The organism is Paenibacillus sp. FSL H7-0756, from assembly GCF_038006765.1.
Taxonomy (GTDB): Bacteria; Bacillota; Bacilli; order Paenibacillales; family Paenibacillaceae; genus Paenibacillus_AQ.
The window spans coordinates 901523-928394 of the sequence record NZ_JBBOVT010000003.1 but is presented as its reverse complement, the minus strand read 5'-3'; the positions used below and the strand labels follow the sequence as shown (position 1 = coordinate 928394).

Genomic DNA, 26872 nt, shown 5'->3' with positions numbered 1-26872 from the left:
GGAGTGAGCGGCGGCCCTGCTGTAAATTCGGCTATCTGGTTGCCTGCAGCTCAAGTTGCATATGAATCACTTCAAATCTGTCTCCTGACGGCTTACCCTCCCATGTCACGCGGGGTCTTTGCCCTTACACTCCTTCGTCATCTCTAAGATCGAGAACTGGACATATCACGAAATGAGGATACATGGACCTGTCCGACCGGTCAAACCCTGGAGTTTCATAGAGAACACAACGAAACCTTATCGAGTGGATACGAAATTCACAAACGACATTATCGAAGTCGCTCCTGCGAAGGGTGCCCTCTGAAGGATCGCTGTACGAAAGCAACAGGAAACCGAGAGGTGGTCGTTAGTCTGGAACGACTAAGATACCAACACCAAGCACGGGAACTGCTTCGAAGCGAGGAAGGGTATACCTTAGCCGTCCGCCGAATGATTGAGCCAGAAAGTGTGTTTGGGCAACTGAAAAATAACCGGGGATTCCGGCATTTTCTGCTTCGAGGGCTGTCCAAAGTGACCCTTGAGGTCGGGTAGCTTTCGCTCGCCCACAATGTGTTGAAGCAAGCCGCAGCGGACCAAAAACGCAAGACAGCGATCCTCCAATAACAAGAGAATCGCTGCCTTTTTAACAACATTTAGAATCAAGATGAGCTGTTATCTTCGTAGTAAGTCTACTTATGAGTCAGCTCCACAAAACAGCCTGCTCCTCAACAGCTGTCCGTCCGGCAATTCGGCCGAATGTGAAAATGTCGGTGAGCGAGTTACCACCCAGACGGTTACCGGCATGGATACCGCCTGCCACCTCACCGGCTGCGTACAACCCCGGGATGATCTGGCCAGATTCGCGAAGAACATGCGTCTGTGTATCAATCTTGAGTCCGCCCATCGTATGGTGAACAGCTGGCTTACGAGGTGTCGCATAGAACGGAGCCACTGCAACCTTAAGATCGAACGCATTTTTACCAAATTCCGGATCATGTCCCTGATCAACGTAAGAGTTGTACATCGCGATCGTATCCACTAGCGTAGTCGGATCGATATGAATTTGCCGGGCCAGCTCCTCCAGTGTGTCCGCTCTGAATAGCGTGCCTCGCTCCACCTGCTTATCGATCTTCGCTTGATTTGTGTTATAGGCCGTCTCCTTGATCTTGTCATCCGCAATCAGATAGAACAGGCCTCCGTTATTGATTGCTGCTATCGACAACTGATCGCGGCTACCATATTCGTTGACGAAACGTTTGCCCTGCTGATTGACCATGACAAAGTTCTGTGGCGGCACTTGCAACCCGCTAAACAAGGCGCCCGTCTGCGGATCGGACACTGGCATCATCTGCGAGAAGCCCATGCCGACCAGATCAGCGCCCGCACTTTGTCCCAGCAGAATACCATCGCCGGTAATCGCCGGAGAATTCGAGGTCTTGATGTCGTCATCGATCTCGCTCCAGTACGTATTGTACTGCTTCAGCATCTGCGTATTGGCCCCAAAGCCACCGGAAGCCAGCACCACCGCCGGCGCATGAACCGTTACCGTTTGCCCGGCTACTCCGGTACCAATTACGCCGCTAACTCGGCCGTCTGCTTCGATAATCAGTCGCTTCACCGGAGTATCGGTGAGGATCTGACCACCCTGTGCACAGACAAATTGCTCTAAAGCCGCTACGAAGGCATAGCCTTCATGCTTCACTGGTTTATGTCCACGGCGCCACAACGCTCCTACCGGCATGGTCACTTCGTTATAGTCAAATTCGACACCCAGTTCCTCCAACCATTTAACGGAGGCTAGCGCCTGATCGGTTAATACCTTGACCAGATCATATTGCCCGTAAATGGAATACCCCTGAAGGTCGTTCCGTTTGCCGCCGAAATAGGTCTGCATCCGGTGGAAGATCGCGGAGTCGAACAAGAATTCTTTGCCCTCTTTCGTATCGCGGAGATAATCAGCCACCTGATGTTTGAAGATACGGAAGTCCGCCAGATACTCGGCATCCACCTGTTCTTCCGGGGTTGCTGCCAGCTCTTCAATCGTATGACCTTCACCCGGAATCGCCGCAAATTTACGTTGCCACTCTGGATCGGCAGCGTTCATTGGACCACCTGTTCGTACCGTATTACCACCTATGGCTGGGAACTTCTCGACGATGATAACCTTCTTGCCCTGCTGAAGCACGCTGGCTGCTGCTGCGAGTCCCGCACCACCCGCACCAACGACCACAACGTCCGCTGTATACTCTTCGTCGCCGTGATTGATCGCACTCGGTGCTTTTGGCCGTTTTTTTAATACATCCGGGTTGGCGCCTGCCATCTTGACCGCCTTCGCTACTCCGTCGATAACCCCATTGCTAGTGACGGATGCGCCGGACAAAATATCCACGTTCAGCGTCTGTCCTTCGATGATCTGACTCGGAATCCGGGTAAATACCACATCCGCAATCCCCTGTGATTCGCCCGTCGTATCGATGTCGATCTTCTCTATACGAGTCGAACTCATCTCAACGATCATCGGCAGATCACCGTTGTGTCCGACCGCCTTTACTTCATAGGTTCCCGGTTCAAAGCTAACGTCTTCAGGGACATTCAGCAGATTAGCGATTTTGGCAAAACGCATAAAGCGATGGAAGCAACTCTCCAAGAAATCAACCGTCCGCTCCGACTTGATCTTCCCCGCTTCATCAAAGGCTTCATTCGCACGGCCCAACAGGAACTCCGAGCCAGGCATCACGCTAGCATTGACACCGGGTGCATCTAGAATCTGACGCAGATGTAGTTGTGCACGGGAGGACCCCTGCACATCATACGCCGCACCGACAACCATGACCGGTTTGCCATCGAACGGGTGAAGATTCCAAGATAACCATTCCAGAATACTTTTCAGCGCGGAGGGGACCGAGTGATTATGTTCCGGTGTAGCGATAATAACGCCATCCGCTTCCGTAATCTTCGTATTAAAGTTCTGAATAATCGGACTCTGCGATTGATCGTCCGACTCATTAAACATCGGGACACCCTTCAGTTCCAGAATTTCAATGTCCACTTTTTCGCTAAAATGAGACTTCATAAATTCCAGTAGCTTCCGATTATAAGACTTCGACGCGTTGGTTCCTGCAATTCCGACAAATTTCATGCCCGTTCGCCTCCCCAGATTGCCGATTCCCAGCTAAATGCTTTGCTTTGCTCTGTCTTGAAGTGGTTCTCTTTAACCAACTGTTGGTTAATCTTCACGAACAATTGGAACTCTTCGAAGATCTCCTCCAGCTCCTGAACCTTATTTGCGTAGACCAGATCACCTGACTCGTCAAAAGCGGCAAGTGAATGTCCCAACAAAAATTCCGAGCTCGGCAGAACGCGAGCCTTAAGCTCTGGAGCATCCAGAATCTGACGTAGATGCATCTGGGCGCGAGATGTACCAAGCAAACCGTGGGAAGCACCCACGATCAGAACTGGTTTATTAATCAAAGGACGGGTGGTATACGAGATCCATTCTATGGCGCTCTTGAGCGCCGCTGGGATGGTATGATCGTATTCAGGGGTCGAGATAATGACGCCATCCGCTGCCGCAATCTGCTCGCATAAGGCTTGTACTTCAGTGGGCGCCTGACGATCTTCCGGTTCATCAAAAGCAGGGAGGTGCTTAATCTCGCAGATCTCAATCTCCGCCTGGCTGGAAAAATGCTTACGCATAAATTGCAACAGCTTGCGATTCGTCGAAGTATTCGAGTTCGTTCCGACAATACCGATTAGTTTCATAATTTTCTTCCTCTCTTACTTTGTGAATAATTGCACAATATAAAACAGATTTCTACGAATTCCTTTTGACTTGGTCACTTACCTTTACAAATAAATTTTAGTATGAAAAAATACATTTGTGAAATATCCATTTTCTTATCGTTCTATAACAGTTCTCTTATACCATCTTTAGTGAGAGCAGGTGATCCTTATGACTACGATTGATTCTTCCAATATCCTTCATTATCTTGACGCGATTCTCAAGCACGGAAGCTATACTAAGGCCGCCAAGGACCTGTATGTTTCGCAACCTTACCTCACGCAGCTTATCAAGCGAATCGAGCATGAAATCGGCACAGAAATTTTGAATCGACAGACCTCTCCCTTGCAACTAACTGAGGCAGGCAAGCTGTACTATCAGTATCTGATGTCCCTCGAAATGGCACAGGAACAATTCCACAAACGAATCGCTCACTATTCCATAAGAGACACCCAGACGATCAAGCTCGGTATCTTGTCCAGCTTAGGTTCGTATTTATTGCCTTTGTTTTTGCCCGATTTCATGAAAAATTACCCGTCTATTAAGATCGAGATTCAAGAGGATTACTCCGAGGTCAATGAAATCCGCGTGTTGAACCATGAACTGGATTTTTTTATCGGACAAAATCCAGAGACCCTCTCGCCCAATCTGAATGTTGTCTCATGGGGGCCTCACGGTTATTATGCGGTGGTGACAGAGAACTCCCCGTTGTATGACATTAATCCGAAGACGTTAGAGGAGAGCCATGCCAATCTGAAGCTGCTGTTGCAAAGTCCCCTTGTGCTGACCAAAAAAGGTTCTTCGATTCGCCGGCAGCTTGATCACCTGTTTCAGAAGTTTAAGATCAAGCCAACTGTTATATTGGAAAGCACGAATATTTTCACCACGCTGGAGTTAGCCAAGAAAGGCGTTGGTATCGCATTCGTCCCCTATAGTATCTGCATGTCGGAAGTCCCTCAGGGCTACCGCCTGTTGCCCTTATCACTGGATTTGTTGTCGCTCGATTATTTTATTGCCTATTCCAAAAACAAACCTCTATCTTCGGTGGAACAAGATTTGATCGCACTCTTTACTACAGATGTTCCATGTATGCACGCAGAGCATCCGTAACAGCCAGCTCGTTATGTTCCGTGATCACGATACCCTCAATCTCAGCGGTCGAATTCAGCGTACGAATGATCTCGGCCGCACGCTTGCCAAATAGACGGGTAGAACCAATCTCTCCCTCCAATGACTGCTCCGATACAATCGTCAAGCTTGCTACATCGCTCTGTACCGGGTACCCCGTTTGTCCGTCAAAAATATGATGGTACTTCCGGCCCGCAACCTCCAACTTCCGCTCATACACGCCAGAAGTCACAATGGATTGGTTCTTCAATTTCAAGACCAACGCATAATTCCCTCGCGGTAGCTGTGGATTCTGAATCCCGACCCGCCATAACCCGTCTTCAGACGCCGGGTTCTCACCAAAAGTCAGCACATTCCCACCTAGATCGATGAACCCTGCGCTCGCCCCCTGACGCTTGAATACCTCCACAATTCGATCTGCAAAGTACCCTTTGGCCAGCGCACCCAGATCAACCTCCATCCTTTCCTTTTCCAGGAAAACAGTCTTCCGTTCCTCATCCAATTGAATATGATGCGGATCGATAAGCTGCCGACACTCCGCAATGACCGCTTCCGGAGGATGCTGCGCCCCTGCAAACCCGATCTTCCACGCCTTGACTAAGGGACCAATCGCGATGTTCAGCAGACTGTCTGCTACGAGACTCTCCCTCTTCCCGATTGCAATCAGCTCGAACAGATCCGTATCGACAATTACGGGACTCTTCCCGGCTTGGTTATTAATCTGCATGAGCGCCGAGCTCGGATTATTCGCACTGAAGCGCTGCTCGTAGTCAATCAGCTGCTGCTCCGCATCCGCCAAGAGCGCCGCTGCATTCTGATGATGAACGGCCATCGTAATAACCGTTCCCATGAGCTGTATCATTTTCTTTTCCATAGTGAGCATCCTTTGTTAATGAGATAGTGGAGATGAGTTGAATCGTGAATGCTTCTTTTATAGCAAAATTTTCTTTTCGCCCGATTAATTTCCTTATTTGCTTTACAGCTTACCGTCCAGCAGGCAGGTCGGCACTTCTGCAAACCAATTAAAAAACACCCCTTCAGTTCAGTAATCATAAACTACTAATCTCCGAATGAATAGGTGCTTTTAAATTTTTACCTCCTGATCAACCACTGCTAATTTAGTGATACCAATCGTAGTCTCATAAGAATCCAACCATCAGCATTCAATGATTGTACTACCATTCGCAAAATTCTGAAAAGAAAAGCATCTAGTGAAAAGTATCCCCCATTTGGAGTCATACTTTTCACTAGATGCTTAGACGCAAACAACTTCTTCTTGTAACCTATCGCTTCACCTTATAAAACTCATGATACAACTTCATCAGCGCCCTCTTCTCAATCCGCGACACATAACTCCGCGAGATCCCCAGCTCCTTCGCTATCTCCCGCTGCGTCCGCTCTTCCCCGCCAGTGTCTAGGCCGAAGCGGCCGACCACGACTTCCTTCTCCCGGTCATCCAAGATATCCAGATTGCGATAGATTTTACTCTTCTCAATCTTCAGATCGACCTCTTTGATCACATCGTCCGCTTCCGAGCCAAGGATATCGATCAGGGTGATCTCGTTGCCCTCTTTATCCGTTCCGATCGGATCATGGAGGGATACGTCCTTGCGGGTTTTTTTCAGCGAGCGTAAGTGCATCAGGATCTCATTCTCGATACAACGGGCGGCAAAAGTAGCCAGCTTCGTGCCCTTGTTCGGGCGGTAGCTCTCGATGGCCTTGATCAGCCCAATGGTGCCGATGGAGATCAGGTCCTCCATGTCCTCACCCGTGTTATCGAATTTTTTCACTATATGGGCAACCAGCCGCAGGTTATGCTCGATCAGCAGGTTCCGTGCCTTGGCATCTCCCTCGGCCATCATGCCTAAGTATTTGCTCTCATCCTGCTCCGATAGAGGCTGGGGAAAAGCGTTGTTCCTTACGTAAGATACCAGCAGCGTCAATTCTTTGATCAGCAGCGCAATCGTGCTTATGATTCCAGGCAACTTGGCGACACCTCCCGCACATGTACAATGAAACCGATCAGTATGGAGAACAACGGGTTCATGGTCCTTTTATTGTATGTGGGTAGGAGCCTAGAAGTGCATGTACGGGGAAAATAGGTACGGGCTTCTACACCCGCCTAATCACTCGGCATCGTACCCGCCTTGCCATTATCAAAGCTCCAAGCCATCACCGTTGCGCTGTCCCTCCCAAGCTGTTCATGGACACTCGTCATTACTTCCGCCACACATTCCTCCAGATCCTCTCTACCCGTAAAAGCTTCATACAGCCTGCGCGGGTCCTCCAACAGTCTTGCCCCCACCTCCAGCAGACCGTCCGTGGTCATCACGATCATGTTGCGTCCCTGCCGCAGCTCGCGGATGCCGGAGGAGTAACAAGGGACGGGCTGGGCGAAGGTGTTGACGAAGCCGATCCACTCGTAGTAATTGCGCTGGCCCAGCGCATACTGCCCGCGGGCCGCCAGCTCCGGGTGCAGCAGATACAGTGAGTTATCTCCCACCGAGAACCACCAGAGGTAATTCTCCATGCGTACACATATCAGGCACGCGGTCTCCCCTGTTACCTGCCGGCACTGTAGCAAGAACGGCTCCGACTGGAAAATAGACAGCAGAAAAGCCTCCAGTTCCCGGAACGCCTGCTGAACCGGCAGCGACAGCAGCCTGATGATTTCACCTGCCTCACCGTTGATCGTGCGGACCAGCAGTTCAGCACTTTCCGCCGTATGGTGCGCATCCAGGAGCATCGCGAACTCCCAGCCGCCGTCCGGCTGGCTTAATACATATACACCATCTTCATTCTTATCGGCACCTGCCGCTGTATTCCCGCCGTACCGGCCGATAATCATCCTGTTCATTCTCGATGTTGCCGGATGATCCAGATACAACTCCTCACTGCCTACCCAGCTGAATTTATCCCATGTCTGTTCCATCCTGATCCTCCTATTCCGGCTTGCCGGCTTTTATGTTTCTACTATTATAATGATCCTCCAGTGTTCTGTCAGCCTGCTCCAAGCCACTCTACATAATGAAGATACAGTCCGCAGAGGTAGCACTGACTCGCATAGGGGCTGGCAGTTTATAAAAAGTTTAACTCCTATTTATCTTTTCCCCTGCTTCTCCCCCCTTTTATTTATCCCGGTGTTAAGCCTTTCCCGTAAGATAGGAAACATCTTCTAGCGGCTGCCTTATGCCGTCAATCGGATGATGAATGTTGGGAGGGAATGAAATGAAGAATTACCGTGCCTGTGCCGCTCTGATATTAGGAATGATTATTGCCAGCCAGCACCTGGCGTTATCGGCATCTGCGGCGCCAAGCAGCGTTACGGCAAGTAAGACGCAGCAGAAGAATACCGGCACCTTGGCACAATTACCGCCGGTTACTGTCCAGGCCGGGGTCAGCGTGAGACTGACCGATGTGCAATTAGCCAAGGCCGATGGCGGCAATAGTCTGACCTATACCCTGGTGTACAGCAATACAAGCAGCAGCACCTATAAGCTGTTCAACGTCTTTTCCAAGATTACCACCCCGGCGGGAGCATCACTGAAGAGCAGCCCCATTCCCGAGGATAAAAGCAAGCTGGAGGTCGCCCCCAAGGAGCAGCTAACCGTCACCTACTATGTGAACGTCAGCAAGACGGCTTCTCTCCCGGGCCTCTCCATCTCGCTGTTCGGCTTCGACTTCAGCGGCTCTGATTACCAGAAGAAGCTGGGCAGCTTCAAGGTCCCGGCCGCTTATACCCCTTATGTGCAGCAAGGTCTTAGCAAGCAGATTACGGTCAGCAACCTTCCGGTTAGCCTGAAGCCCGAGAGTCTGCAAATCTACAGCTTCAATCATAAAATCTATGCCAAAGTTGCTCTGAGCCTGACGAATCAAGGAGCCAAGGTACTTGCTGCACCCGGCCACCGAGTATTCCTCGAATCCTCCGGCGGCTCCGCGTTTGAGCTGACGCTTGACAGTACCAGCCGCGATTACAAGGTGCAGTCCGGTGAGAATAAGAAAGTCTTTTATCTGGCGGAGCTCCCGGCTTACATACCGACCACCCATATGTCGCTGCTTATCACCGGGGAGAATGCGGGGCTGAAGGCGGATCTTCCGGTAGTCTCCTTCCGTCTCCCGGAAGCAAGCTATCCAAGTCTTGAAGTGAATGCTTACGCACTGAAGAAGTTCGGGGTGAGCAGCAATACTATTGAGACCCAGTTGAAGCAGGCATCCGTATCCTCAACAGGCGAGAAGGCACTGTGGACACTTAAGCTGCGCATTAGGAATGCCGGCAACAAGGCGGTTGCTCTGCCAGCCTATGAATTATCTGTAACATCTAAGGAAGGCTACTCCTTCCCGGTCAACAGCAAAGCGCTGGCCAGTCTCACCTTGAAGCCGCTCGAGGAGAAGATCCTGCAGTTCTCTGCCGAAGTGCCGCTGAATGTAAACCAGAGTACGCTGAAGCTCCAGATGGTGGAGCCGGCCGCAGAAGGCAAGACAATTTTCCCTACAGCCATGTACAAGATTCCCTATTCCTTAGAGATGACCAACTCCGTTGCTTCGGAGTACATCCTGGATAACAGCTTCGGAACCTTCGGTGCCACACTAGAGTCAGTGCAGCGTATGCCTTGGACAACTGAGGATTTGCTTGTCGGCACCATTCGTATCCGTAATGTCAGGGATGCGGCAGCAACCCTCCCTGCTTTTACAGGGACGATTCATGCAGGGCAGACCGCCTTGGACGCTCCGGTTCAAGTCGTTGCAGCCACCTCGAGCCAGCAGATAGCCGCAGGAGCGAGCGCTGTGTATTATGTGATCGGTAAGCTCCCCTATGAGCAGTCTCTGGACCAGCTCCGTATCGGACTAAACAGCGGGGCAGGCGACACCACAGAGCCATTCCTCTCCCTGAAAACACAGCAAGTTGTTCCGGGTATGTCTGCCGCAGGTGATGGTGCCACCTTCAAGATCGATACTGCAGGCAAACGGGCGGAGGTCAAAGAACACCGGACCCTCCTCTATCCCGGAGCAAGCCAGAACATTCTGTATACTGAGCTTGAAGTGAGCAGTCTTGAAGCCCGAAGGGCAGAGTTGTCCAGACTTGTGGCCTATTATAAGACACCGGACAATACCTATTATGAGGCAGAAGTCAGCCAATCTGCACTGGCAGCCGGGCCCAAGGGCAAGAGTCTGGTGAGTGTATGGAGCAAGCTGCCTGCAAGCATCGATGCCTCGCAGCTGACACTTTTCGCGGGAGAAGGGGTTAGCGAGAACAAGCTGACAGCGCCGGACGGAACGCCGACCGCCTATATTAATCCTAAGGCACTCACTCTGCATATTCAGACTCCGGCTGCGCTAGCCACCCTTGGCAGCGGAGTGCCATTATTCCCTTATACGTTCACGGTTACTCAGGCCACAGGCGCTGTGTCAGAGGGCCAGGATACGCTGAATGTCAACCTGACGTACACGCTTGCCAAGGACAACCAGTATGATATGGGCGCTAATGCGCATAAGCTGGTCGTGCAGCTTACCGATCCTCTCGGCCAGACGCAGGAGAGAACGCTCACGCCCGGGACGGATCTGGTAACAGGGAAATTCCTGACCTATTCCATGACCCTTACAAGCAATGCTTATAAGACGCTCCGCAGCGGCAAATTCCTCGTAACGCTCTATGACGAGTTCCAGGGAGAGCGGATTCTCTTGGGCAGCCAGAGCTACAGCCTGACTTACACTCCTGCGGCCAAAGCCCCTGAGACCCCCGCTGCCCCGAAAAACGCGGCAAATCCAGATCCCGGAGGATCGCTATGAACGTCAAAAAAACCTTAGGGCTGTCAGCCGCAGTCATTGTCACTGCTGGAATTGTTGTCTATAGCTTGTGGCCGGATAAGAACAAGCAGGATAGCCCTCCTGCCGCTCAGACTACTGTAGTGACCAAGGGCGATATATCTGTAACCGTCAAAGGCTCCGGCACCGTGAAGGCCACGAATACTACGATCGTATATGCCAGGGACACAGGAAATGTAGCCAAGGTTCTCGTTAAAGAGAATGAACAAGTCAAGAAGGGTCAGATCCTGCTGACTTATGAGGGAGCCAATGTAGCCAGTAACGTAAGAATCCAGCAGAATACGCTCAAGCAATCGCAGAATGACCTGCTGGAGAAACAAGACCAGTACAAGAAGCTAATCATGGACGGTGCTGCTTTAACCGATATTGATGCGGCGAAGCTGGCCATCGAGAGAACCAAGGATACCATTACAGCCACATTGACCGAGCTTGCAGCACTCCGGAAGGATCATATCCCGCCCGCTTCCCTGACAGCGCCGATGGATGGAACGGTGACCAAGATCAGCAGTTCCTCAGGCGGGATGGTAACAAAAGGAGCTGAGGTCTTTTCCATAACGGACTACAAGCACTTAAGCGCTACGATTAAAATTGACGAGCTGGACATCCCCAAGATTAAGCCAGGGATGTCAGCAGCCATTAAAATGGATGCCCTGCCCGCTAAGGCCTACCCGGCCAAGGTCACGCGGATTGCGGATGAAGGAACGGTGACTAATGGCGTTTCCGTCTTTGAAGTGACTCTTCTGCTCACGGACTCGACCGGAGCCAGAGCGGGTATGTCAGCACAAGGAGTCGTTACCATTGAAGAAAAGAACCAAGTACTGCTGCTTCCCGTCGAGTCTGTGACTCAAAAGGATAAAAAGTATTATGTTCAAGTTCAGGACTCCGTCCCGCAGCAGACCCCTTCGCCCAAGGGCAGCTCTGCCACAGGAAGCCCTGCCACACCCCCGCCCGTTCAGCTGAAGCCTGTCACTGTAGGTGTGCATGATGAGAGCCGGATCGAAATCGTCAATGGTCTGCGCGAAGGAGAACAAGTAATTGTCCCAACCATCATCGCAGCCAACAACACACCTGCTCCCGCAGCCCCGGGTATATTCGATATGGGCGGTGACGAGGGCGGCTTCGACAACAGCGGTGGCGGCGGTGACGGAGGAGGGCCACAATGAATACAGAGCCCCTGATCCGGATTGAGCATATGGTCCACGGATACATGATGGCTAAGGAACAGATGACGGTGCTGAAGGATATCTCTTTTGAGATCCATCACGGCGAATTCGTTGCTATCATCGGCCCTTCAGGATCTGGAAAATCCACCTTGATGAACATGATCGGCTGCCTGGATATCCCGAATGAAGGGAGTTATTCTCTGGATGGACAAGATGTCCGCAGATTATCCGATAACCGGCTGGCCCGGATCCGTAATGAGAAAATAGGCTTCATCTTCCAGAACTTCAACCTGCTCCCTAAGTTATCCGCTGTCCAGAATGTCGAACTGCCCCTGGTCTACCGGGGCTTGTCACAACGGGAGCGAAGAACGCTGGCCGCTGCCGCCCTGGAGAAGGTCGGCCTGCAGGAGCGGATGCACCACCGTCCGAGTGAGCTGTCCGGAGGCCAGCAGCAGCGGGTTGCCATCGCCAGAGCACTTGCCGGCAATCCTCCCATTCTGCTGGCAGATGAGCCTACCGGCGCACTCGATTCCAAGACTGGAGAAGAGGTCATGCACATGATCAAAAAGCTGAATGAACAGGGACATACCATTATTGTCATCACACATGACCTGGGCGTTGCGGAACAAGCGAAGCGGGTCATCCGGATTCAGGACGGCCACCTGGTTGAAGATCGGAGAAATGACCAATGATTCTTGCTCAGAGTATCCGGATGGCGGTAATGAGTATCGTCGGCAATAAGGTCCGTTCCTTCCTCACCATGCTGGGCATTGTCATCGGAGTATCCTCGGTCATCCTGCTGGTCTCGGTGGGGCAGGGAGTTACGGGTCAGATCACCAGCCAGTTCAGTGACCTTGGCACAAATCAGCTGACGGTCATGATTACCGGACGCGGGGCGGTCACTTCCCTCACGGCTGAGGAGGTTGCCGCATTCAGCCGGGTTCCCGGTGTAGATCTGGTATCGCCTACGATCAGCAGCAATGTAACCGCCAAATATCGTAACCTTCATACCAATGTCTCGCTTGAAGGCATCACCCCAAGCTATGAGAAGGTACAGAACTTTCATGTGCAGTCCGGCCGCTTCCTGCTTGATATCGATAATGAATACCGGCAGAAGGCTGCCTTGATCGGAACCGAGACGGCGAAGAAGCTGTTTGGTGCAGACAACCCGGTAGGCCGTGAAATCCAGCTGAACGGCACCTCCTTCCAGATTGTAGGCTTACTCCAGACGAAGGGAACCTCACTCAGCGGATCAAATGATAAGAAGATTCTCATTCCCTTATCCACCTCCGAGCGGCTGCTTCAGAGCAAGGGAATTCAGACTTTTACCGTCACCGCCTTGAGCGACAAGGATGTAGAGTCTGTGAAGACAGCTATCGGACAGATTCTGGACCGCAAGTTCCTCCGTGCCAAGGATGCCTACAGTGTGTTCGATTCCAAACAAATGCTGGATACGCTGAAGAAAACCTCCGGCACCCTGTCCCTTGCCCTCGCTGGAATCGCCGGAATCTCACTCTTCGTTGGCGGAATCGGCATTATGAACATTATGATTATTTCGGTGAACGAACGCACCCGGGAGATCGGCATACGCAAAGCTATCGGCGCTAAAAAGATAGATATTCTGCTGCAATTCATCATTGAGTCAACGGTGCTCAGTACCATGGGCGGAATCCTCGGAATCGGAGCGGGATTAGGGCTAACCTGGCTGGCCGGCCAATTGACCGCCCTTCAGGTTGGCTATGCTTGGAACATGGTGAGCATTTCATTCCTCTTCTCGCTCTTTATCGGTGTGTTCTTCGGCATCCTGCCCGCCAATAAAGCAGCCAGACTCCGGCCGATCTACGCTCTGCGCACTGATTAGCCGTGCTGCTGCAACGGATGGTATGATGGAATGATTAAGCACGATAAAATGCCTGCAGGAAGGAACCGGTTATGACCATTAAGCGGCGCTTATTCATCTCAAATATCCTGATGATTGTAATCCCCGTCTGTATTTCCTTGTTCATTGCTTTTGTTAGCGTGTCCCTCCTGTTCAAGGTATCGAAGCATGATAAGCAGAGCCCGTTCTATACCGGCTACGATGATCTGATTCAGTTGTCCGCGAAGCTGCTGAACAACGAGGGGGCGCAGAAGCAGGCTGAGCTAAGCCGCCAGATCGAAGAGATATTGAAACCGGAGGACATGAGTCTGGCGGTTTACGATTCCGGGACAAGGCTGATCGGCTTCAATTTTAAGGAGACCCCGGAGACAGAGAAGCTGCTGCAGACCGTCAGGGCCATGGATGGACAAGGGTTCGCTTCTACCTCGAACAAAGAGGTCTTTGCTGAACAGATCCGTATTAAGGGCAGCACTTATACTGTCAGCATTATCGGCCCGGCCTATGATTCTACGGACGGACAAGTGACTCCGGCTATGGTTACATTTCTTATTCTGGTTACCTTGGGGATCATCTCTGCTGTTTTTGTAACCAATCAATTTCTTACCCGGTTTGTGTTCAAGCGGATTAAGCAGCCGCTGGACACGCTGGCAGACGGGGTGCATCAGATCCGGGACGGCAATCTGGATGTCAGAATTCAGTACGGGAACAAGGATGAATTCACTCCAGTCTGTGAGGATTTCAATGACATGGCTATACGCCTCAAAGAATCCCAGCGCCTGATCCAGAGGCAGGAGGAGAGCCGCAAGGAGCTGCTTGCCGGGATATCGCATGATCTCCGTTCCCCGCTGACCTCTGTCCGGGCGTACTCGGAAGGGCTTCTGGATGGGGTGGCCGCTACCCCTGAATCCCAGAAGAAATATATCACCATGATCAAGACCAAGGCGGAGGATATTGACCGGATGGTGAACAAGATCTTTCTTTTCTCCAAAATGGACCTGGGCGATTATCCATACGAGCCCGAGATGCTGGAGGTCAATCAGGAGCTGCTCTCCCTAATTAAAGCTATGGCCGAAGAGTACCGGGACAAAGGGCTGGACGTAGTCATTGCGGGACTTGCTGCGGATGTGCATATCTTCGCCGATCCGGCGCAGCTCAGCAGCATGGTATTCAACATTCTGGAGAACAGCTGGAAGTACAAGCTTAAGGAGCGTGTCCAGGTAACCATCCGTACCGAAGTACAGGGAAGCAATGTGTTCATCTATCTGGAAGATAACGGACCCGGCGTGCCGGAGAATGCACTCGATAAGCTGTTTGATGTGTTCTACCGCAGCGATCCTTCGCGCAATAACCCGACTAAAGGCAGCGGCTTGGGGCTTGCAATCACAGCCAAAGCTGTCAGCCGGATGGGCGGAAGTATTCACGCAGAGCCCTCCACGGCAGGGGGCTTGTGCATCATTATCACACTGCCAGTGCTGGATAAAGGGGCCTTGCTATGACCAAAGTATTAATCATTGAAGATGATAGTGCAATTGCAGCGATCGAGCGGGATTATCTGGAAATTAATGATTTCACGGTGGAGGTTGCCGAGGATGGCATCACCGGGCTTGAGCTGGCGCTAACAGGGGAATTCCAGCTTATTCTACTCGATCTGATGCTGCCAGGGGAAGACGGATTCTCGGTGTGCCGCAAGCTGCGGAGCCGGCTCGACATTCCTATCCTTATGGTCACGGCCAAGCAGGAAGACATCGACAAGATCCGGGGCCTGGGGCTTGGGGCCGATGATTATATCGTCAAGCCTTTTTCACCAGGTGAACTAGTGGCCCGGGTCAAATCCAATCTGGCTCAGTATGCCCGACTTAAGGGCATGAGCGGCGGCAGTACAGAGAGCAGCCGGATCGAGAGCGGTCCGTTCATCATCCATACTTTATCCCACAGAGCCTATCTGCACGGCCGGGAACTGGAGCTGAAGAAGAAGGAATTCGACCTGCTGCACTTCCTGATTGTCAATGCGGATATCGTCTTCAGCCGGGATTCTCTGTACGAACGGATCTGGGGCTTCGATGCCATGGGGGATAACGCCACTGTAGCCGTCCATATCAACAGGCTGCGCGACAAGATCGAGCAGGACCCCGGCAACCCGAAATACATTCAGACCGTATGGGGAGCGGGATATCGTTTTCAGGTGTAGCTAAGCAGCCTCCGGCCACTCGTATGGTCCGGGGGCTATTTGGAGCCTCCGTAATAAACCGCTCTGTACCAGCTATACAGAGGCCGCATCAGCAGCTTCCCGATCACGAAATACAGCACAGCCATAATCAGCAGCACTCCGTACACCACCGGCCGGTCCTGGCCATAGACAAAAAAGAGTATATCAAACTGTTTTGTCATGTTAAGGTTATAGGTGACGACCAGCTTGCTCATCAGCAGCATACCGAACAGCAGGTAGAAGCCTGCGCCGAGCAAAACGTGGATCAGCAAGATCCAAGGCCGGGAAGGTAAGCGCTTCCTGAACGCTTTTGAAGACAAGTAGTAAGTAACAAGCAGTCCAGCAGCAGCCAGCGAGATCAGCAACAGATTATCCATGGGATGAACGACATACATAAGCAAGCTGTTCAAGGCGGCAAAGATCAGAATATCCGCAAGAATAGACTTGGTCCGCTCCCGAAGGCTAACCGCTTGAAGCGGCTCCAGGGACCCGCCTTGTACGAAGTCTACGATCCATACGATCAGTAGCAGAACGCTGAACCAGACAAGCGTATTGGAAATGGGTATAAGATTGAAGTACTGCAACAGTAATGCACCATCCTTATTTTTCCTTTAGTATAACACTTTCACCGTCTCAGGAGGATTAACATTCATGCTATTACTGAAGCTATGCGCTATTGCTGTACTGCTGTCTTTTTCCTACCGGATCATCGAGCGGATTATTGGACTCATCTCCAAGGCACAGATGCGGTATACGATTTATTATTGGGGAGCTGCCATGATTGGAGGAAGTCTTCTCTGGAGCAACGGTTACACCTTCAACGCTCCACAAGATGTAATGAGGGTGCTTCCGCTGTTCCTTATCATACTGCTTGTGAATCTGATCATCTCCCGATCCTCCGGCTATAATCCAGCAGGCACTTATAATACAGTCAACTTCGTGCTGTGCTTCCCGATCTTTGAAGAGATTGCTTTCCGGGGGCTGGTTCTGCCCATTCTCGCGCAGCATCCGGGTCTTGGGCAACTCCATGCCACGGGAATCATCGATATCAGCGGCGCTATTCTCCTTACAGCCTTCCTGTTCGCTGTGTCGCATTTGCAGTATTACCGGCTGAACCGCGAGAGTGTCCGGTTTATGCTGTTCGCGCTGAGCGGAGGGATCTTCTTCGGGCTGTTCGCGCAGGTTACGGAGTCGCTCTTGCTGACGGTTCCGCTGCATATTGCTTTTAATACATCTGCTGTATGGGTTCAAAAAAAGAGCCACAGCTCATCTACAGAGCCAGCGCCTCTTCCGTAATTCTCTTAATATCAATCGGAGACAGCGTCTCCTCGTTCACCATATCCGGCAGAATCTCTGCCAGGAAGTAATCCACGCACTTGAGGTCAATATGCTTGATCTTGATCAGCGCATTGCGGTACATCACCACAAACTCCTTCTCCGTGTTCCCTCTTTGCAGCTCGGCGAAGGCCTCGTACACCTGATCCATCTTATCCGCAACCTCCAGAATCAGACCCTCCAGCGACTCATCCTTGCCCTCACGCAGCTGCTGGTAGAAGATGCTTTTGAATTCGTCCGGAATATGCTCCTTGATGAAGTTGTCGATCATGCCCTCCTCCACCTGCTGGATCAATGATCTGAGCTGGAGCGAGGAGTGCTTCACCGGCGTTTTGATATCCCCGATAAAAATCTCTCCATAATCGTGGCTGCTCGTAATCTCGTACAGCTTCTTCCAGTCGATCACCGCCCCGTGCTTCTCTTCAATATCCGCCAGCGTCTTCGCGTATTGCACGACCTTCCAGGAATGGGCCGCAACGCTGTGCTCCTCGAATTTGAATTTGCCCGGACAGCGGATGATGCGCTCCAGCTCATTCAGTGAGCGAAAATACTTGTGAATTCCCATGGCTAGTCCTCCCGTATGTTAGTTAGGCTACGCTAGAATTCAGTCTAATCCTCCAATGTTAACCCCGGATGAACCGCAGGACCGATTGTGTAAAATCCTTGCTGCTGCGCACCTCTAACGTTATTTCCCGGCCTCTCCCCGTCCTATTGCGGTCCTCATCCCCGACTAAGGTCGGGAACAAAGAACCGTCTGCAGGCTGTTTTGCCAGGAAGGATAAATTCGTACAATACATACATAGACAACGGAAATGAACACGCCACACCGGCGGTCATCTAATATGAGAGGAAGATATATTATGAATAAAAAATTAACCCGCTCCGTAACAGACAAGAAACTCACAGGTTTATGCGGAGGACTGGCGCGCTATTTCAAAGTGGATGCGACCCTTGTAAGATTGATTGTTGCTATCGCTACGATATTCAGCTTCGGCACTGTAGTTTTTCTCTATATCATCGGCAGCCTTATTGTTCCCCAGGAATCCTACGGCGGATTCGGTGACGGCTTTAACAACTACTAATTACTTGCGATATCCCTTGCCAAAATAACTAAACCAACTAAACCCACATACAAAGGAGATTATTATAATGAGCATATTCCAAAGAATTACTACCCTGACCAAGGCTGCTATTCATGAAGGACTGAACAAACTGGAAGATCCAATCCTGCTGACTGGCCAATATCTGCGTGACCTGGAGGACAAAATCACTGGTGCCGAAGGCAAACAGCGTGAACTTAAGGCAGCAGCCAGTGTGCTGGAGCGCCGGATCTACGAATACAAGGTGCTTGCAGAGCGCAGTGAAGCGGAAGCAGTCCAGTACATGAGCGAAGGCAATGAACCGGCTGCCCGCACTGCGGTTATGGCTAAGATCCGTTACACGGAGAGCGAACAGGAATGCACCGCCGGCCTGAAAGAGACCCAGGCTACTCTGGCTTCCCTTGAAGTACAGCTTGCCAGTGTTAAGGAAGAACAGAAACGTCTCAAAGCCAAAAGAGCCGAGCTGGCCGAACGCGCCCGCAAGGCCGCAGAAGCCAAGCAAGCAGCCCAAGCTTACAGCGCTGCTTCTCCGGCAGGCTATCCCGGCCAGGTGTTGAACAATGGTTCTGCCTCACGCGGATTCGAACGGATGGAGGACAAAATCGCCATGCAGGAAGCAATGGCCGAGCAGGCCGGGCTGGCCGCAGCGGCTCATGAATCTTCCATCAATAGCGCGGTGGAAGCCGAGCTGGAACGCCTCCGTAACCGGAAGTAAGCTGACGGTATCGTCCGTAATTGCAAAAAGGATGCCTCCCTGGTCATAGGGATGGCATCCTTTTTGTTGTGCTGTTGAATCATCCTGTACGCCATCAACGTCTGCTGGAACGCACCTGACTCACACCTGTCCCGCCGGTTCAGAAGCCTTGGCATAACGGTTCTGCGGAATCGGCAAGCCGAGATTGCCCCGCAGCGTATCGCTCTCATATTCGGTACGGAACAGTCCGCGCTCCTGTAGAATCGGAACCACCTGATCCACGAATTCCTCCAGGCCGTGCGGTACGGCGGCGGCCAGCATGAAGCCGTCGGCGGCTCCGCCCTCGAACCAGGCCTGAAGCTGATCGGCCACCTGCTCCGGCGTACCGATGAAGCTGCTGCGCGGTGTAGCCGACTGTAAGGCGACCTGCCGCAGGGTTAAGCCCTGCTCTTTGGCGTCCTTCTTAATCTTATCTGTTCCGCTCTGGAAGCTATTTCGGCCCAGATCGCCCAGATCCGGGAACGGCTCATCCAGCGGATACTGCGAGAAGTCATGATGCTCGAAGAAGCGGCCCAGATAGTTCAGCGCATTCTCGATCGTTACCAGTCCGGCAACCTCCTGGTATTTGCGCTCCGCCTCCTCCGGGGTGGCCCCGAGAATCGGTGCTATCCCCGGGAAGATTAACACTTCATCGGGATTGCGCCCGAAGGATGCTACACGGGTTTTTACATCCTTATAGAATGCCTGCGCCGATTCCAGAGTATCATGGCCGGTGAAGATGGCATCTGCCACACTTGAGGCATAATCCTTGCCGACCTCCGAGGAGCCTGCCTGGAAAATCACCGGCTGTCCCTGCTTCGAGCGGGCGATATTGAGCGGTCCCTTTACCGAGAAGAATTCCCCCTGGTGATCAAGCGTGTGCAGCTTATCTTTATCGAAGAAGACACCTGTCTCCTTGTTCCGCACAAAAGCATCATCCTCCCAGGAATCCCACAGCCCGCGTGCCACCTCCAGATATTCGGCGGCAATGCGGTACCGCTTGCCATGATCGGGATGCTCCTTCTTGCTGTAATTCAGTGCAGAGCCTTCGAGCGGTGAAGTCACCACATTCCAGCCGGCCCGTCCGCCGCTAATCACATCGAGCGAGCCGAATTGGCGGGCTACCGTGAACGGTTCACTGTAAGAGGTAGACAAGGTTCCGACCAGACCAATCCGGCTGCTGACCGCTGCCAATGCACTAAGAATCGTCAGCGGCTCGAAGCGGTTCAGGAAGTGCGGGATTGACTTCTCATTGATGAACAGACCGTCGGCAATGAAGATCAGGTCCAGCTTGCCTTCCTCAGCCTTGCGTACCCACTCCTTATATAGCTCAAAGTTCACACTGGCATCGGGCTTCGCATCAGGATGGCGCCACATGGAGGTGCTTCCTCCCACTCCGTGCAATAGAGCTCCCAGCTTCAACTGTCTTGATTTCGTCATGTTCATTCCTCCTCGAATGGGTATTCAGACCGCTTGGTTCCTCATGACACTATTCCTACAGAGCCGCTTGCTGCGATGCATGATTCGCTGGATTCGCTTGACCCGCCTGTGCTCCCAGCTTCACCCGTTCAATCTGGGCCAGATGATTCTGCACATGGGCGGTGAAGCTGCGGACAATATCGGTAATCCGCACCGGCTCGCCTTTGAAGTTAATCCCGCTTTTATCCCATTCTGCGGGGCTCAGCCTTCCCAGCAGCAGACTGTTGTATTGCAGCAGGCTGCGGAACAGCTCCAAGCTGTCTCCGGCCTGCCCCTGGTTACTATGCTGTCCGCTGACCCACGCATCCTGTTGGAATGCCGGGAGCTGCACCTTCGTATCCGCCAGAATATCACGGATACGGAAGGAGACCACAATGCTGTGATCCGCCAAATGGGCCAACACCTCGGTCACGCTCCAGCTTGACAGCTCTGCCTTCCACCTCAGCTGTTCATCGGATAAGCCTTCCACCGCCTGGACCAATTGCCCATGCGTATTCAAGTAGCCGTCTAGCTCCACACTCACACTGCTCATTGCGATTCCCTCCAGTATAGGTTTGAATTATCGTTGTTACCCGCTGATGGGATATGCTCAGTTAGTCTTGCGTTATTATCGAAGCGCGACAACGCAAACGGAGCTATATTCTGCCGAGTATGTCCCTGCACAGCCAGATCCGCGAGAATCTCGCCGACCACGCTGGAGAATTTGAAGCCATGGCCCGAGAAGCCTCCGGCCAGCAGCACATGGCTGTGAACGGGATGGCGGTCGATGATGAAATCCTCATCCGGTGTATGCTCATACTTGCAGACAGAACCCTTCAGCAGCTTCCCGGCAGCGCCGGGCATATAAGCTTCAAGTACACGGCGCAGGTCACCTTCATCACTCTCCCGGCTGCCGAAGGGTGCCAGCGGTTCACCCGGCTTCCACTCTTCGCCCGTGTCGTGGCGGCCGATCTTCAGCCCTGCCCCGCTGATAGCGGGGAAGCCGTAGAACCCGCCTTGCTCGGAACCGAGAGTGAAGCCGGGGAACTTCCCGGCATCGAAGGCCGGCGTACTCCCGAACCAGCCTACTACCTTGCGTACAGCCTTTATCGGCAAATTAACGAAGGGCGACAATGAACTGAACCAGGCCCCGGCGCTGAGAATAGCAGCGGCTCCATGGTAATCTCCGTTCTTCGTATGAAAGGTAACGCTCCCTTCGCGGGCCGTCACCTTCAGCACAGGTGTATTCGTCAGCAGCTCCGCACCATGAGCAAGCGCAAGCTGCCGGTAGGCTGTAATGCACCGCTCACTGTACAGGTAACCGGCCTCCGGCTCATACATGGCCTCGAAGGAGTCCGGGAGGGTCAGGGCCGGCCAGCGGCGGCGGATTTCCGCCGCATCCAGATGCTCGGTCCGCACCTTCCGCTTCCGCGCTTCCGCATGGCGTCCGGCGAAGGAATATACGCTGCTGTCTGCCAGATTGAGCACGCCCGCAGGGACAAGCAGCTCCGTCCCACTCTCTGCTTCCGCCTCTTCCCACAGCATCTGGGCGCGGAGCGCCAGGTCAATGTAGGCCGGATCGCCGCTGTAGGCATGCCGGATCAGCCGGGTCTCCCCGTGATGGCTTCCTTCCGTATGCGGCGGATCGAAGGCATCGATCAGCAGTGCCTTCACCCCGCGCCGGGCGAGATGATAGCCTGCGCTCATGCCCATGGAGCCTGCGCCGGCAATAATGACATCATAATCAGAATGCTCCGCTATGATCTGCACCCCTCTCCCCCGCCAGATGCTCAAGCACACGGACCGCCAGATCACTGAAGAACCCCGCGCCTACCGGCAGCGCCGCTTCATCCAGCTCGAAGGCGGGATGATGCCATTCCCTGCTTCCGGCTGTACCGGTGAAGACAAACAATCCGGGTACCTCGCGCTGGTAGAAGGCGAAATCCTCCCCGGCCGGAGACGGCACCGGCTGCACCGCGGTATAGCCCAGATTCGCTGCCGTCTCTTCGCCCAGCCGGGCCAGCAGCGCATCGTTGATGACCGGCGGCGGCCCGCCGATCCAGCGCACACTGGCTTCAGCTCCAAGTGCAGCAGCAACACCTGTGACCACCTCCTCGAACCGCTTCACTACTTTGCCGCGCACCGCTTCATCGAAGGAACGAATCGTTCCTTCCAGTACCGCTGTGTCCGGGATGATATTCCACGAATTCCCGCTGTGGATCTGTGTGACACTGATGACTGCGCTATCCAGGCTGCCCACATTCCGGCTGACGATGGACTGCAGCGCAGTTACAATATGGGAAGCTGCCACGATGGGGTCTATTCCGGCCTCCGGCACGGCGGCATGGGAGCCGAAGCCCCGGATGCTGACAGCGAAGCCGTCTGCGGCCGCCATAAGCGGACCAGCCTTGATGCCAATGGTGCCTACCGGGAGCTCCGGCTTATTATGCATGCCGATTACTGCGCGGACCTGATCCAGCCCCCCAGATGCGATGATCTGCTGCGCTCCCTTCGCCTTCTCCTCGGCGGGCTGGAACAAAAAGCGTACCGTTCCCTTCAAGCTGCTCTCCTGCTCCTTGAGCTCATACACAGCTCCAAGCAGCGCTGCCGTATGGAAGTCATGCCCGCAGGCATGCATTCTGCCTGGATACAGTGAGGCATACGGCAGTCCGGTATCTTCCTGGATCGGCAAGGCGTCTATGTCAGCCCGCAGCGCAATCACCGGTCCGCCCTGCTGGCCGCCGATTTCGGCAATCACTCCAGTCTTCAGTCCGTAATCTACTATCTTCACACCCGCCTGCTTCAGCAGTGAGGTGATATACACGCTAGTCTCCACCTCTTCCCCTGACAGCTCCGGGTGCTGGTGCAGATGACGCCTGATTTCAACCAGTCGCTCCTTGAATGATAACGAATGTACTTCCTGTGCAGCAGATTCCGTGGCTGAATTTGTCATTAGCGGGCCTCCTTGCTTGTTAACCAGATGTCTTCACTGGGCTATGCCTCCGCCGGTACTTCGGCCAGCGCCTCACTCAGCAGCTCGAAGGAACGCTGCCGCTTATCGAAGGGCTGCACATTGGTCGTCACTATGAACTCCTCTACGCCAGAAGCTTCGGCTAACGCCAGGAGCTGCTCACGAACCGTCTCCTTCGTTCCTTGGGTAATCTCAGGCTCCCGCTCCTCCAGCGTGTACGCTTCCTCACTCTGGCGGGTGAACTCCTCGGCCTGCTCCCGGCTGGCCAGAGTCAAAATCTTGCCGCTGGCGAAACGGATGCGGATCAGCTTATGCGCTCCAGCCAATTCCTTGGCCTCCTCTTCCGTGTCGGCCACGATGACAGCCAGCGCAATAATTACCCGTGGTTCCTTACCGCCGCTGCTATTGAAGCCGCTGCGGTAAGCCCGCACCGCCTCTAGAGCAACAGCCTGATCGCCGCCGATAAACAGGGAGAACACATACGGCAATCCCAATCCGGCAGCGATCTCGGCGCTGGCGACACTGGCACCAAGTACATACAGCTCCGGCGGGATGCCGGGGAGCGGGCCTGCCTTCAGCCCGTAGAGCGGATGCTCCTCCTCCAGCCGGTTATGTACGTACTTCTCCAGCTCCGTGATTTTGTCCGTTAACGAAGCCCCTTCCCCGGCTACCTGTTGCAGCGCCTGTGTGCTGCGGGGCAAGCCGCCGGGGGCACGGCCTACCCCTAAGTCCACCCGTCCCGGGGCCAGCGAAGCCAGCACGTTGAAATTCTCAGCCACCTTGTAGGGGCTGTAGTGCTGAAGCATAATTCCGCCGGAGCCGATGCGGATACGCTCCGTTTTGGCCAGCAGGTGTGAGATGAGCACCTCGGGAGAAGACCCGGCTACCTGCTCGGAATCATGATGCTCGGATACCCAGAAGCGGCGGAAGCCGAGGCGTTCCGACAGCTGCGCCAGGCTGATTGTATGCGCAAAAGCCTCTTCCGACGTCTCCCCCGGATAGATCGGGCTTTGGTCGAGTACGCTGATTGTAATTGCCATAGATATGCCTCCTAGATAGAATAGTTCAGCTCCGGCGTAATCCTCTTCAGGAACTGCTTCGTTCGTTCTTCACGCGGATGGTTGAATACCTCCGTGGGCGTGCCCTCCTCGACGATCACTCCGCCGTCCATGAACACCACATGATTCGCCACATCGCGGGCGAATCCCATTTCATGCGTCACCACAATCATCGTGATGCCTTCCTTGGCAATCTTGCGGATCACCGCAAGCACCTCGCCTACCAGCTCCGGGTCCAGAGCCGAGGTCGGTTCATCGAAGAGGATGACCTCCGGCTCCAGGGCAAGCGCCCGGGCGATCCCGACCCGCTGCTGCTGGCCGCCGGAGAGCTGGCTAGGATAGGAATCCAGCTTAGCGCCGAGCCCCACCTTTTCCAAGAGGGCGATGCTCTTCTCTCTCGCCGCCTCCTTCGGCAGCTTCTTGACGACCAGGAGGCCCTCCATCACATTCTCCAGCGCGGTTTTATGCCGGAACAGATTGTACTGCTGGAAGACCATGGCGGTCTTTTGCCGGAGCTGGTGGATATCCTTCTTGCGGGCGTGCCGGAAGTCCAGCTTGAAGTCCCCGATTGAGATTTCGCCGCTGCTGGGCTTCTCCAGAACATTCACGCAGCGCAGCAGGGTGGTTTTGCCGGAGCCGCTGGGACCGAGAATGACGACCACCTCCCCCTTGGACACCTCCAGATCAATATGGTTCAGCACCTGATGGCGCCCGAACGACTTCGATAGCTGCGATAGCTTAATCACGCGACTCCCCCCCGATTATACAGATTGATCCGTCTTTCAATGACGGCAGTTGCCCGCTCAATCAGGAACGTCAGTCCCCAGAAGATCAGCGCCGCCGCCAGGTAAGCCTCGAAGAACTTCCAATTGGTTGAAGCGACAATCTGCGCCTGGGCATTGATGTCCACCACCGATACGGTAAAAGCCAGCGTAGACCCGTGCAGCATCCCGATCACGGAATTCGACAGATTCGGCAGGCTCGCCGCCAGCGCCTGGGGGAACACAATCCGCCGCAGCGCCTGGGGCGTGCTCATTCCGATGGAATGGGCCGCTTCGAGCTGACCGCGGTCCACCGCCAGTAGGCCGGAGCGTACCACCTCGGACATATAAGCACCCGCCGTAATGGAGAAAGAAATATAGGCAAAGCCGATCATCGGGATCGATACAGAGCGGAAGCTCCAGCCAAACTGTGCAGCAAGCCCGTCAATGATCATCGGCAGCCCGAAATAGATCAGCAGCAGATGGGTCAGCATCGGGGTGCCGCGGATGAATGTGACATACCCTACAGCCAGCGGATACAGCCCGGGGACTCTATAAATCCGGATCAGGGCCACGGCCGTACCGATCACGAAGCCTGCCAACACCGACACAACCGTGATATACAGCGTCGTAGGAATGGCTCCCAGAATTTGCACAAACGCCGTCCAGATAAAAGCTGGGTCCAGCTTCATTACGCACCGCCTCCTTTACCCGCTCCCATATCCGCGACGATTGTGCGGTAGGATGCTTTTCGCTGCAGAGTGAACCGCTTCTTGGCCGTGCTGTCCTGGGCTTCATGCCTGAGCAGACGTTTCTCCGCAACCAGCAGCAGCCTCTCAATACACAAACTGATCACAAGATAGATAAGAGCAAGCGCAATATACGTCTCAATGAAATGCTGGGTCGCACTGCCCAGGGTCTGGGCCTTGCCCGTCATCTCCATCACGCCCAGCGTGAACGCCAGCGAAGTATCCTTCAGCAGCGCTATGACCAGGTTCGAGAAGACGGGAATCGCAATTCCCAGCGCCTGCGGCAGCACAATACGGGTAAAAGCCTGATAAGAGGTCATCCCCGTAGCGTAAGCTGCTTCCACCTGGCCTTTATCGACTGCTGTCACTGAAGCGCGGATCATCTCCGACATGAAGGCCCCGGTATGCAGACCGTAGGTCAGAATCACGAACACCAGCACCGGAGTCCGCGTCATATCCAGATTCACCAGCTTCAGCACCTCAGGCAGACCGTAATAGAACAGGAATAATTGAATCAGAATCGGCGTCCCTCTGAAAAAAGAAATGTACACCTCAGCGCAGGTCTTCAGAACCGGCACCTTATACAGGCGGGGTAGCGCAATGATAAATCCGACCACCATCCCTGCGAGCAGCGAGCAGGCTACGATCAGCAGCGTGGTGCTCAGCGTAGTCAGCAGCTTGGGCAGGAACGAGAAGACAAAACCTAGATCAAACGGTGCACCCATGCTGCACCTCCTTTCAGAGCTGT

The 26872-nt window shown here is 53.5% G+C and carries 25 protein-coding genes and 1 pseudogene; 11 read left to right on the top strand and 15 right to left on the bottom strand.

All coding sequences use genetic code 11. The features are described from left to right. Positions 1–139: 139 nt before the first annotated feature. A pseudogene (locus tag NST04_RS30155) lies at positions 140–603 on the top strand (transposase); the annotation flags it as partial. Positions 604–679: 76 nt separating this feature from the next. Here the strand turns inward: NST04_RS30155 and NST04_RS30150 are convergent. Further along, positions 680–3118, bottom strand: coding sequence for a flavocytochrome c (locus NST04_RS30150; RefSeq protein ID WP_341187522.1), 2439 nt, complete (start codon positions 3116–3118; stop codon positions 680–682). Next, positions 3115–3741 carry an NADPH-dependent FMN reductase gene (locus tag NST04_RS30145; RefSeq protein ID WP_340991512.1) on the bottom strand — a complete coding sequence of 209 codons (627 nt, stop codon included), beginning with the start codon at positions 3739–3741 and terminating at the stop codon, positions 3115–3117. The genes NST04_RS30150 and NST04_RS30145 overlap by 4 nt, the downstream gene beginning before the upstream one ends. Before the next feature lie 190 nt (positions 3742–3931). On the opposite strand from NST04_RS30145, the gene NST04_RS30140 reads away from it, so the two are divergent. Further along, positions 3932–4870: a LysR family transcriptional regulator gene (locus NST04_RS30140; protein WP_341187521.1), complete on the top strand. Its 939-nt coding sequence runs from the start codon at positions 3932–3934 to the stop codon at positions 4868–4870. Here NST04_RS30140 and NST04_RS30135 read toward each other — a convergent pair. The 3 genes from NST04_RS30135 to NST04_RS30125 form a co-directional block, all read right to left on the bottom strand. After that, complete coding sequence (locus tag NST04_RS30135) at positions 4833–5762, bottom strand: FAD:protein FMN transferase (RefSeq protein WP_341019475.1); 930 nt, start codon at positions 5760–5762, stop codon at positions 4833–4835. The genes NST04_RS30140 and NST04_RS30135 overlap by 38 nt on opposite strands. A gap of 409 nt (positions 5763–6171) precedes the next feature. After that, positions 6172–6873 (bottom strand): RNA polymerase sporulation sigma factor SigK, encoded by a 702-nt coding sequence (sigK, locus tag NST04_RS30130; RefSeq protein ID WP_036691086.1) that lies wholly within the window; start codon positions 6871–6873, stop codon positions 6172–6174. A 137-nt stretch (positions 6874–7010) separates the two neighbouring features. Then, the gene (locus NST04_RS30125; RefSeq protein ID WP_341187520.1) at positions 7011–7820 is read right to left on the bottom strand and encodes a protein phosphatase 2C domain-containing protein; all 810 of its coding nucleotides are present in this window, start codon (positions 7818–7820) and stop codon (positions 7011–7013) included. A 296-nt stretch (positions 7821–8116) separates the two neighbouring features. Here NST04_RS30125 and NST04_RS30120 point away from each other — a divergent pair, with 296 nt between their 5' ends. The 6 genes from NST04_RS30120 (at position 8117) to NST04_RS30095 (ending at position 15941) form a co-directional block, all read left to right on the top strand. After that, positions 8117–10675 carry a hypothetical protein gene (locus NST04_RS30120; RefSeq protein ID WP_341187519.1) on the top strand — a complete coding sequence of 853 codons (2559 nt, stop codon included), beginning with the start codon at positions 8117–8119 and terminating at the stop codon, positions 10673–10675. Further along, positions 10672–11874, top strand: coding sequence for an efflux RND transporter periplasmic adaptor subunit (locus NST04_RS30115; RefSeq protein ID WP_341187518.1), 1203 nt, complete (start codon positions 10672–10674; stop codon positions 11872–11874). Before NST04_RS30120 ends, NST04_RS30115 begins: the two co-directional genes overlap by 4 nt. Next, positions 11871–12566, top strand: coding sequence for an ABC transporter ATP-binding protein (locus tag NST04_RS30110; RefSeq protein ID WP_341187517.1), 696 nt, complete (start codon positions 11871–11873; stop codon positions 12564–12566). Before NST04_RS30115 ends, NST04_RS30110 begins: the two co-directional genes overlap by 4 nt. Next, entirely contained in the window at positions 12563–13735 is a 1173-nt protein-coding gene (locus NST04_RS30105) for an ABC transporter permease (protein WP_341187516.1), read from the top strand. The genes NST04_RS30110 and NST04_RS30105 overlap by 4 nt, the downstream gene beginning before the upstream one ends. 71 nt (positions 13736–13806) lie before the next feature. Continuing rightward, complete coding sequence (locus NST04_RS30100) at positions 13807–15249, top strand: sensor histidine kinase (protein WP_341187515.1); 1443 nt, start codon at positions 13807–13809, stop codon at positions 15247–15249. Next, positions 15246–15941 (top strand): response regulator transcription factor, encoded by a 696-nt coding sequence (locus NST04_RS30095; protein WP_341187514.1) that lies wholly within the window; start codon positions 15246–15248, stop codon positions 15939–15941. The genes NST04_RS30100 and NST04_RS30095 overlap by 4 nt, the downstream gene beginning before the upstream one ends. A 35-nt stretch (positions 15942–15976) precedes the next feature. Here the strand turns inward: NST04_RS30095 and NST04_RS30090 are convergent, their stop codons facing one another. Further along, complete coding sequence (locus NST04_RS30090) at positions 15977–16543, bottom strand: hypothetical protein (protein ID WP_341187513.1); 567 nt, start codon at positions 16541–16543, stop codon at positions 15977–15979. 67 nt (positions 16544–16610) lie between these two features. On the opposite strand from NST04_RS30090, the gene NST04_RS30085 reads away from it, so the two are divergent. Continuing rightward, the gene (locus NST04_RS30085) at positions 16611–17255 is read left to right on the top strand and encodes a CPBP family intramembrane glutamic endopeptidase (protein ID WP_341187512.1); all 645 of its coding nucleotides are present in this window, start codon (positions 16611–16613) and stop codon (positions 17253–17255) included. Here NST04_RS30085 and NST04_RS30080 read toward each other — a convergent pair. Then, positions 17230–17859, bottom strand: a complete 630-nt coding sequence (locus tag NST04_RS30080) for a YfbR-like 5'-deoxynucleotidase (RefSeq protein ID WP_341187511.1) — start codon at positions 17857–17859, stop codon at positions 17230–17232. The genes NST04_RS30085 and NST04_RS30080 overlap by 26 nt on opposite strands. A 295-nt stretch (positions 17860–18154) precedes the next feature. Between NST04_RS30080 and NST04_RS30075 the strand changes: the two genes are divergently transcribed. Both NST04_RS30075 and NST04_RS30070 read left to right on the top strand, forming a co-directional pair. After that, positions 18155–18376 carry a PspC domain-containing protein gene (locus NST04_RS30075; protein WP_341187510.1) on the top strand — a complete coding sequence of 74 codons (222 nt, stop codon included), beginning with the start codon at positions 18155–18157 and terminating at the stop codon, positions 18374–18376. A gap of 67 nt (positions 18377–18443) precedes the next feature. Further along, on the top strand, positions 18444–19109 hold the full coding sequence (locus NST04_RS30070) for a PspA/IM30 family protein (RefSeq protein ID WP_341187509.1): 666 nt from the start codon (positions 18444–18446) through the stop codon (positions 19107–19109). A 120-nt stretch (positions 19110–19229) separates the two neighbouring features. On the opposite strand, the gene NST04_RS30065 is transcribed toward NST04_RS30070, so the two are convergent. The 8 genes from NST04_RS30065 to NST04_RS30030 are packed head-to-tail and all read right to left on the bottom strand — an operon-like array spanning position 19230 to position 26849. After that, entirely contained in the window at positions 19230–20567 is a 1338-nt protein-coding gene (locus NST04_RS30065; RefSeq protein ID WP_341187508.1) for an LLM class flavin-dependent oxidoreductase, read from the bottom strand. 55 nt (positions 20568–20622) lie between these two features. After that, positions 20623–21138 (bottom strand): DinB family protein, encoded by a 516-nt coding sequence (locus NST04_RS30060; RefSeq protein ID WP_341187507.1) that lies wholly within the window; start codon positions 21136–21138, stop codon positions 20623–20625. Next, positions 21135–22346, bottom strand: a complete 1212-nt coding sequence (solA, locus tag NST04_RS30055; RefSeq protein WP_341188091.1) for an N-methyl-L-tryptophan oxidase — start codon at positions 22344–22346, stop codon at positions 21135–21137. The genes NST04_RS30060 and solA overlap by 4 nt, the downstream gene beginning before the upstream one ends. Beyond that, positions 22330–23538 carry an amidohydrolase gene (locus tag NST04_RS30050; protein WP_341187506.1) on the bottom strand — a complete coding sequence of 403 codons (1209 nt, stop codon included), beginning with the start codon at positions 23536–23538 and terminating at the stop codon, positions 22330–22332. Before NST04_RS30050 ends, solA begins: the two co-directional genes overlap by 17 nt. A 41-nt stretch (positions 23539–23579) precedes the next feature. Then, entirely contained in the window at positions 23580–24596 is a 1017-nt protein-coding gene (locus NST04_RS30045) for an LLM class flavin-dependent oxidoreductase (RefSeq protein ID WP_341187505.1), read from the bottom strand. 11 nt (positions 24597–24607) lie between these two features. Beyond that, on the bottom strand, positions 24608–25360 hold the full coding sequence (locus tag NST04_RS30040) for an amino acid ABC transporter ATP-binding protein (protein WP_341187504.1): 753 nt from the start codon (positions 25358–25360) through the stop codon (positions 24608–24610). Further along, entirely contained in the window at positions 25357–26067 is a 711-nt protein-coding gene (locus NST04_RS30035; protein WP_341187503.1) for an amino acid ABC transporter permease, read from the bottom strand. The genes NST04_RS30040 and NST04_RS30035 overlap by 4 nt, the downstream gene beginning before the upstream one ends. Next, positions 26067–26849 (bottom strand): amino acid ABC transporter permease, encoded by a 783-nt coding sequence (locus NST04_RS30030; RefSeq protein ID WP_341187502.1) that lies wholly within the window; start codon positions 26847–26849, stop codon positions 26067–26069. The genes NST04_RS30035 and NST04_RS30030 overlap by 1 nt, the downstream gene beginning before the upstream one ends. Positions 26850–26872 lie beyond the last annotated feature (23 nt).

Bases quoted from the DNA above. Each gene is read 5' to 3' on its own strand.
- NST04_RS30145 (WP_340991512.1), bottom strand. From the start codon at position 3,741: ATGAAACTAATCGGTATTGTCGGAACGAACTCGAATACTTCGACGAAT.
- NST04_RS30125 (WP_341187520.1), bottom strand. From the start codon at position 7,820: ATGGAACAGACATGGGATAAATTCAGCTGGGTAGGCAGTGAGGAGTTG.
- NST04_RS30110 (WP_341187517.1), top strand. From the start codon at position 11,871: ATGAATACAGAGCCCCTGATCCGGATTGAGCATATGGTCCACGGATAC.
- NST04_RS30045 (WP_341187505.1), bottom strand. From the start codon at position 24,596: ATGGCAATTACAATCAGCGTACTCGACCAAAGCCCGATCTATCCGGGG.
- NST04_RS30115 (WP_341187518.1), top strand. From the start codon at position 10,672: ATGAACGTCAAAAAAACCTTAGGGCTGTCAGCCGCAGTCATTGTCACT.
- NST04_RS30075 (WP_341187510.1), top strand. From the start codon at position 18,155: ATGAATAAAAAATTAACCCGCTCCGTAACAGACAAGAAACTCACAGGT.
- NST04_RS30065 (WP_341187508.1), bottom strand. From the start codon at position 20,567: ATGACGAAATCAAGACAGTTGAAGCTGGGAGCTCTATTGCACGGAGTG.
- NST04_RS30150 (WP_341187522.1), bottom strand. From the start codon at position 3,118: ATGAAATTTGTCGGAATTGCAGGAACCAACGCGTCGAAGTCTTATAAT.
- NST04_RS30100 (WP_341187515.1), top strand. From the start codon at position 13,807: ATGACCATTAAGCGGCGCTTATTCATCTCAAATATCCTGATGATTGTA.
- NST04_RS30035 (WP_341187503.1), bottom strand. From the start codon at position 26,067: ATGAAGCTGGACCCAGCTTTTATCTGGACGGCGTTTGTGCAAATTCTG.
- NST04_RS30095 (WP_341187514.1), top strand. From the start codon at position 15,246: ATGACCAAAGTATTAATCATTGAAGATGATAGTGCAATTGCAGCGATC.
- NST04_RS30105 (WP_341187516.1), top strand. From the start codon at position 12,563: ATGATTCTTGCTCAGAGTATCCGGATGGCGGTAATGAGTATCGTCGGC.
- NST04_RS30135 (WP_341019475.1), bottom strand. From the start codon at position 5,762: ATGGAAAAGAAAATGATACAGCTCATGGGAACGGTTATTACGATGGCC.
- NST04_RS30140 (WP_341187521.1), top strand. From the start codon at position 3,932: ATGACTACGATTGATTCTTCCAATATCCTTCATTATCTTGACGCGATT.
- NST04_RS30080 (WP_341187511.1), bottom strand. From the start codon at position 17,859: ATGGGAATTCACAAGTATTTTCGCTCACTGAATGAGCTGGAGCGCATC.
- NST04_RS30070 (WP_341187509.1), top strand. From the start codon at position 18,444: ATGAGCATATTCCAAAGAATTACTACCCTGACCAAGGCTGCTATTCAT.
- NST04_RS30050 (WP_341187506.1), bottom strand. From the start codon at position 23,538: ATGACAAATTCAGCCACGGAATCTGCTGCACAGGAAGTACATTCGTTA.
- NST04_RS30030 (WP_341187502.1), bottom strand. From the start codon at position 26,849: ATGGGTGCACCGTTTGATCTAGGTTTTGTCTTCTCGTTCCTGCCCAAG.
- NST04_RS30085 (WP_341187512.1), top strand. From the start codon at position 16,611: ATGCTATTACTGAAGCTATGCGCTATTGCTGTACTGCTGTCTTTTTCC.
- NST04_RS30060 (WP_341187507.1), bottom strand. From the start codon at position 21,138: ATGAGCAGTGTGAGTGTGGAGCTAGACGGCTACTTGAATACGCATGGG.
- NST04_RS30120 (WP_341187519.1), top strand. From the start codon at position 8,117: ATGAAGAATTACCGTGCCTGTGCCGCTCTGATATTAGGAATGATTATT.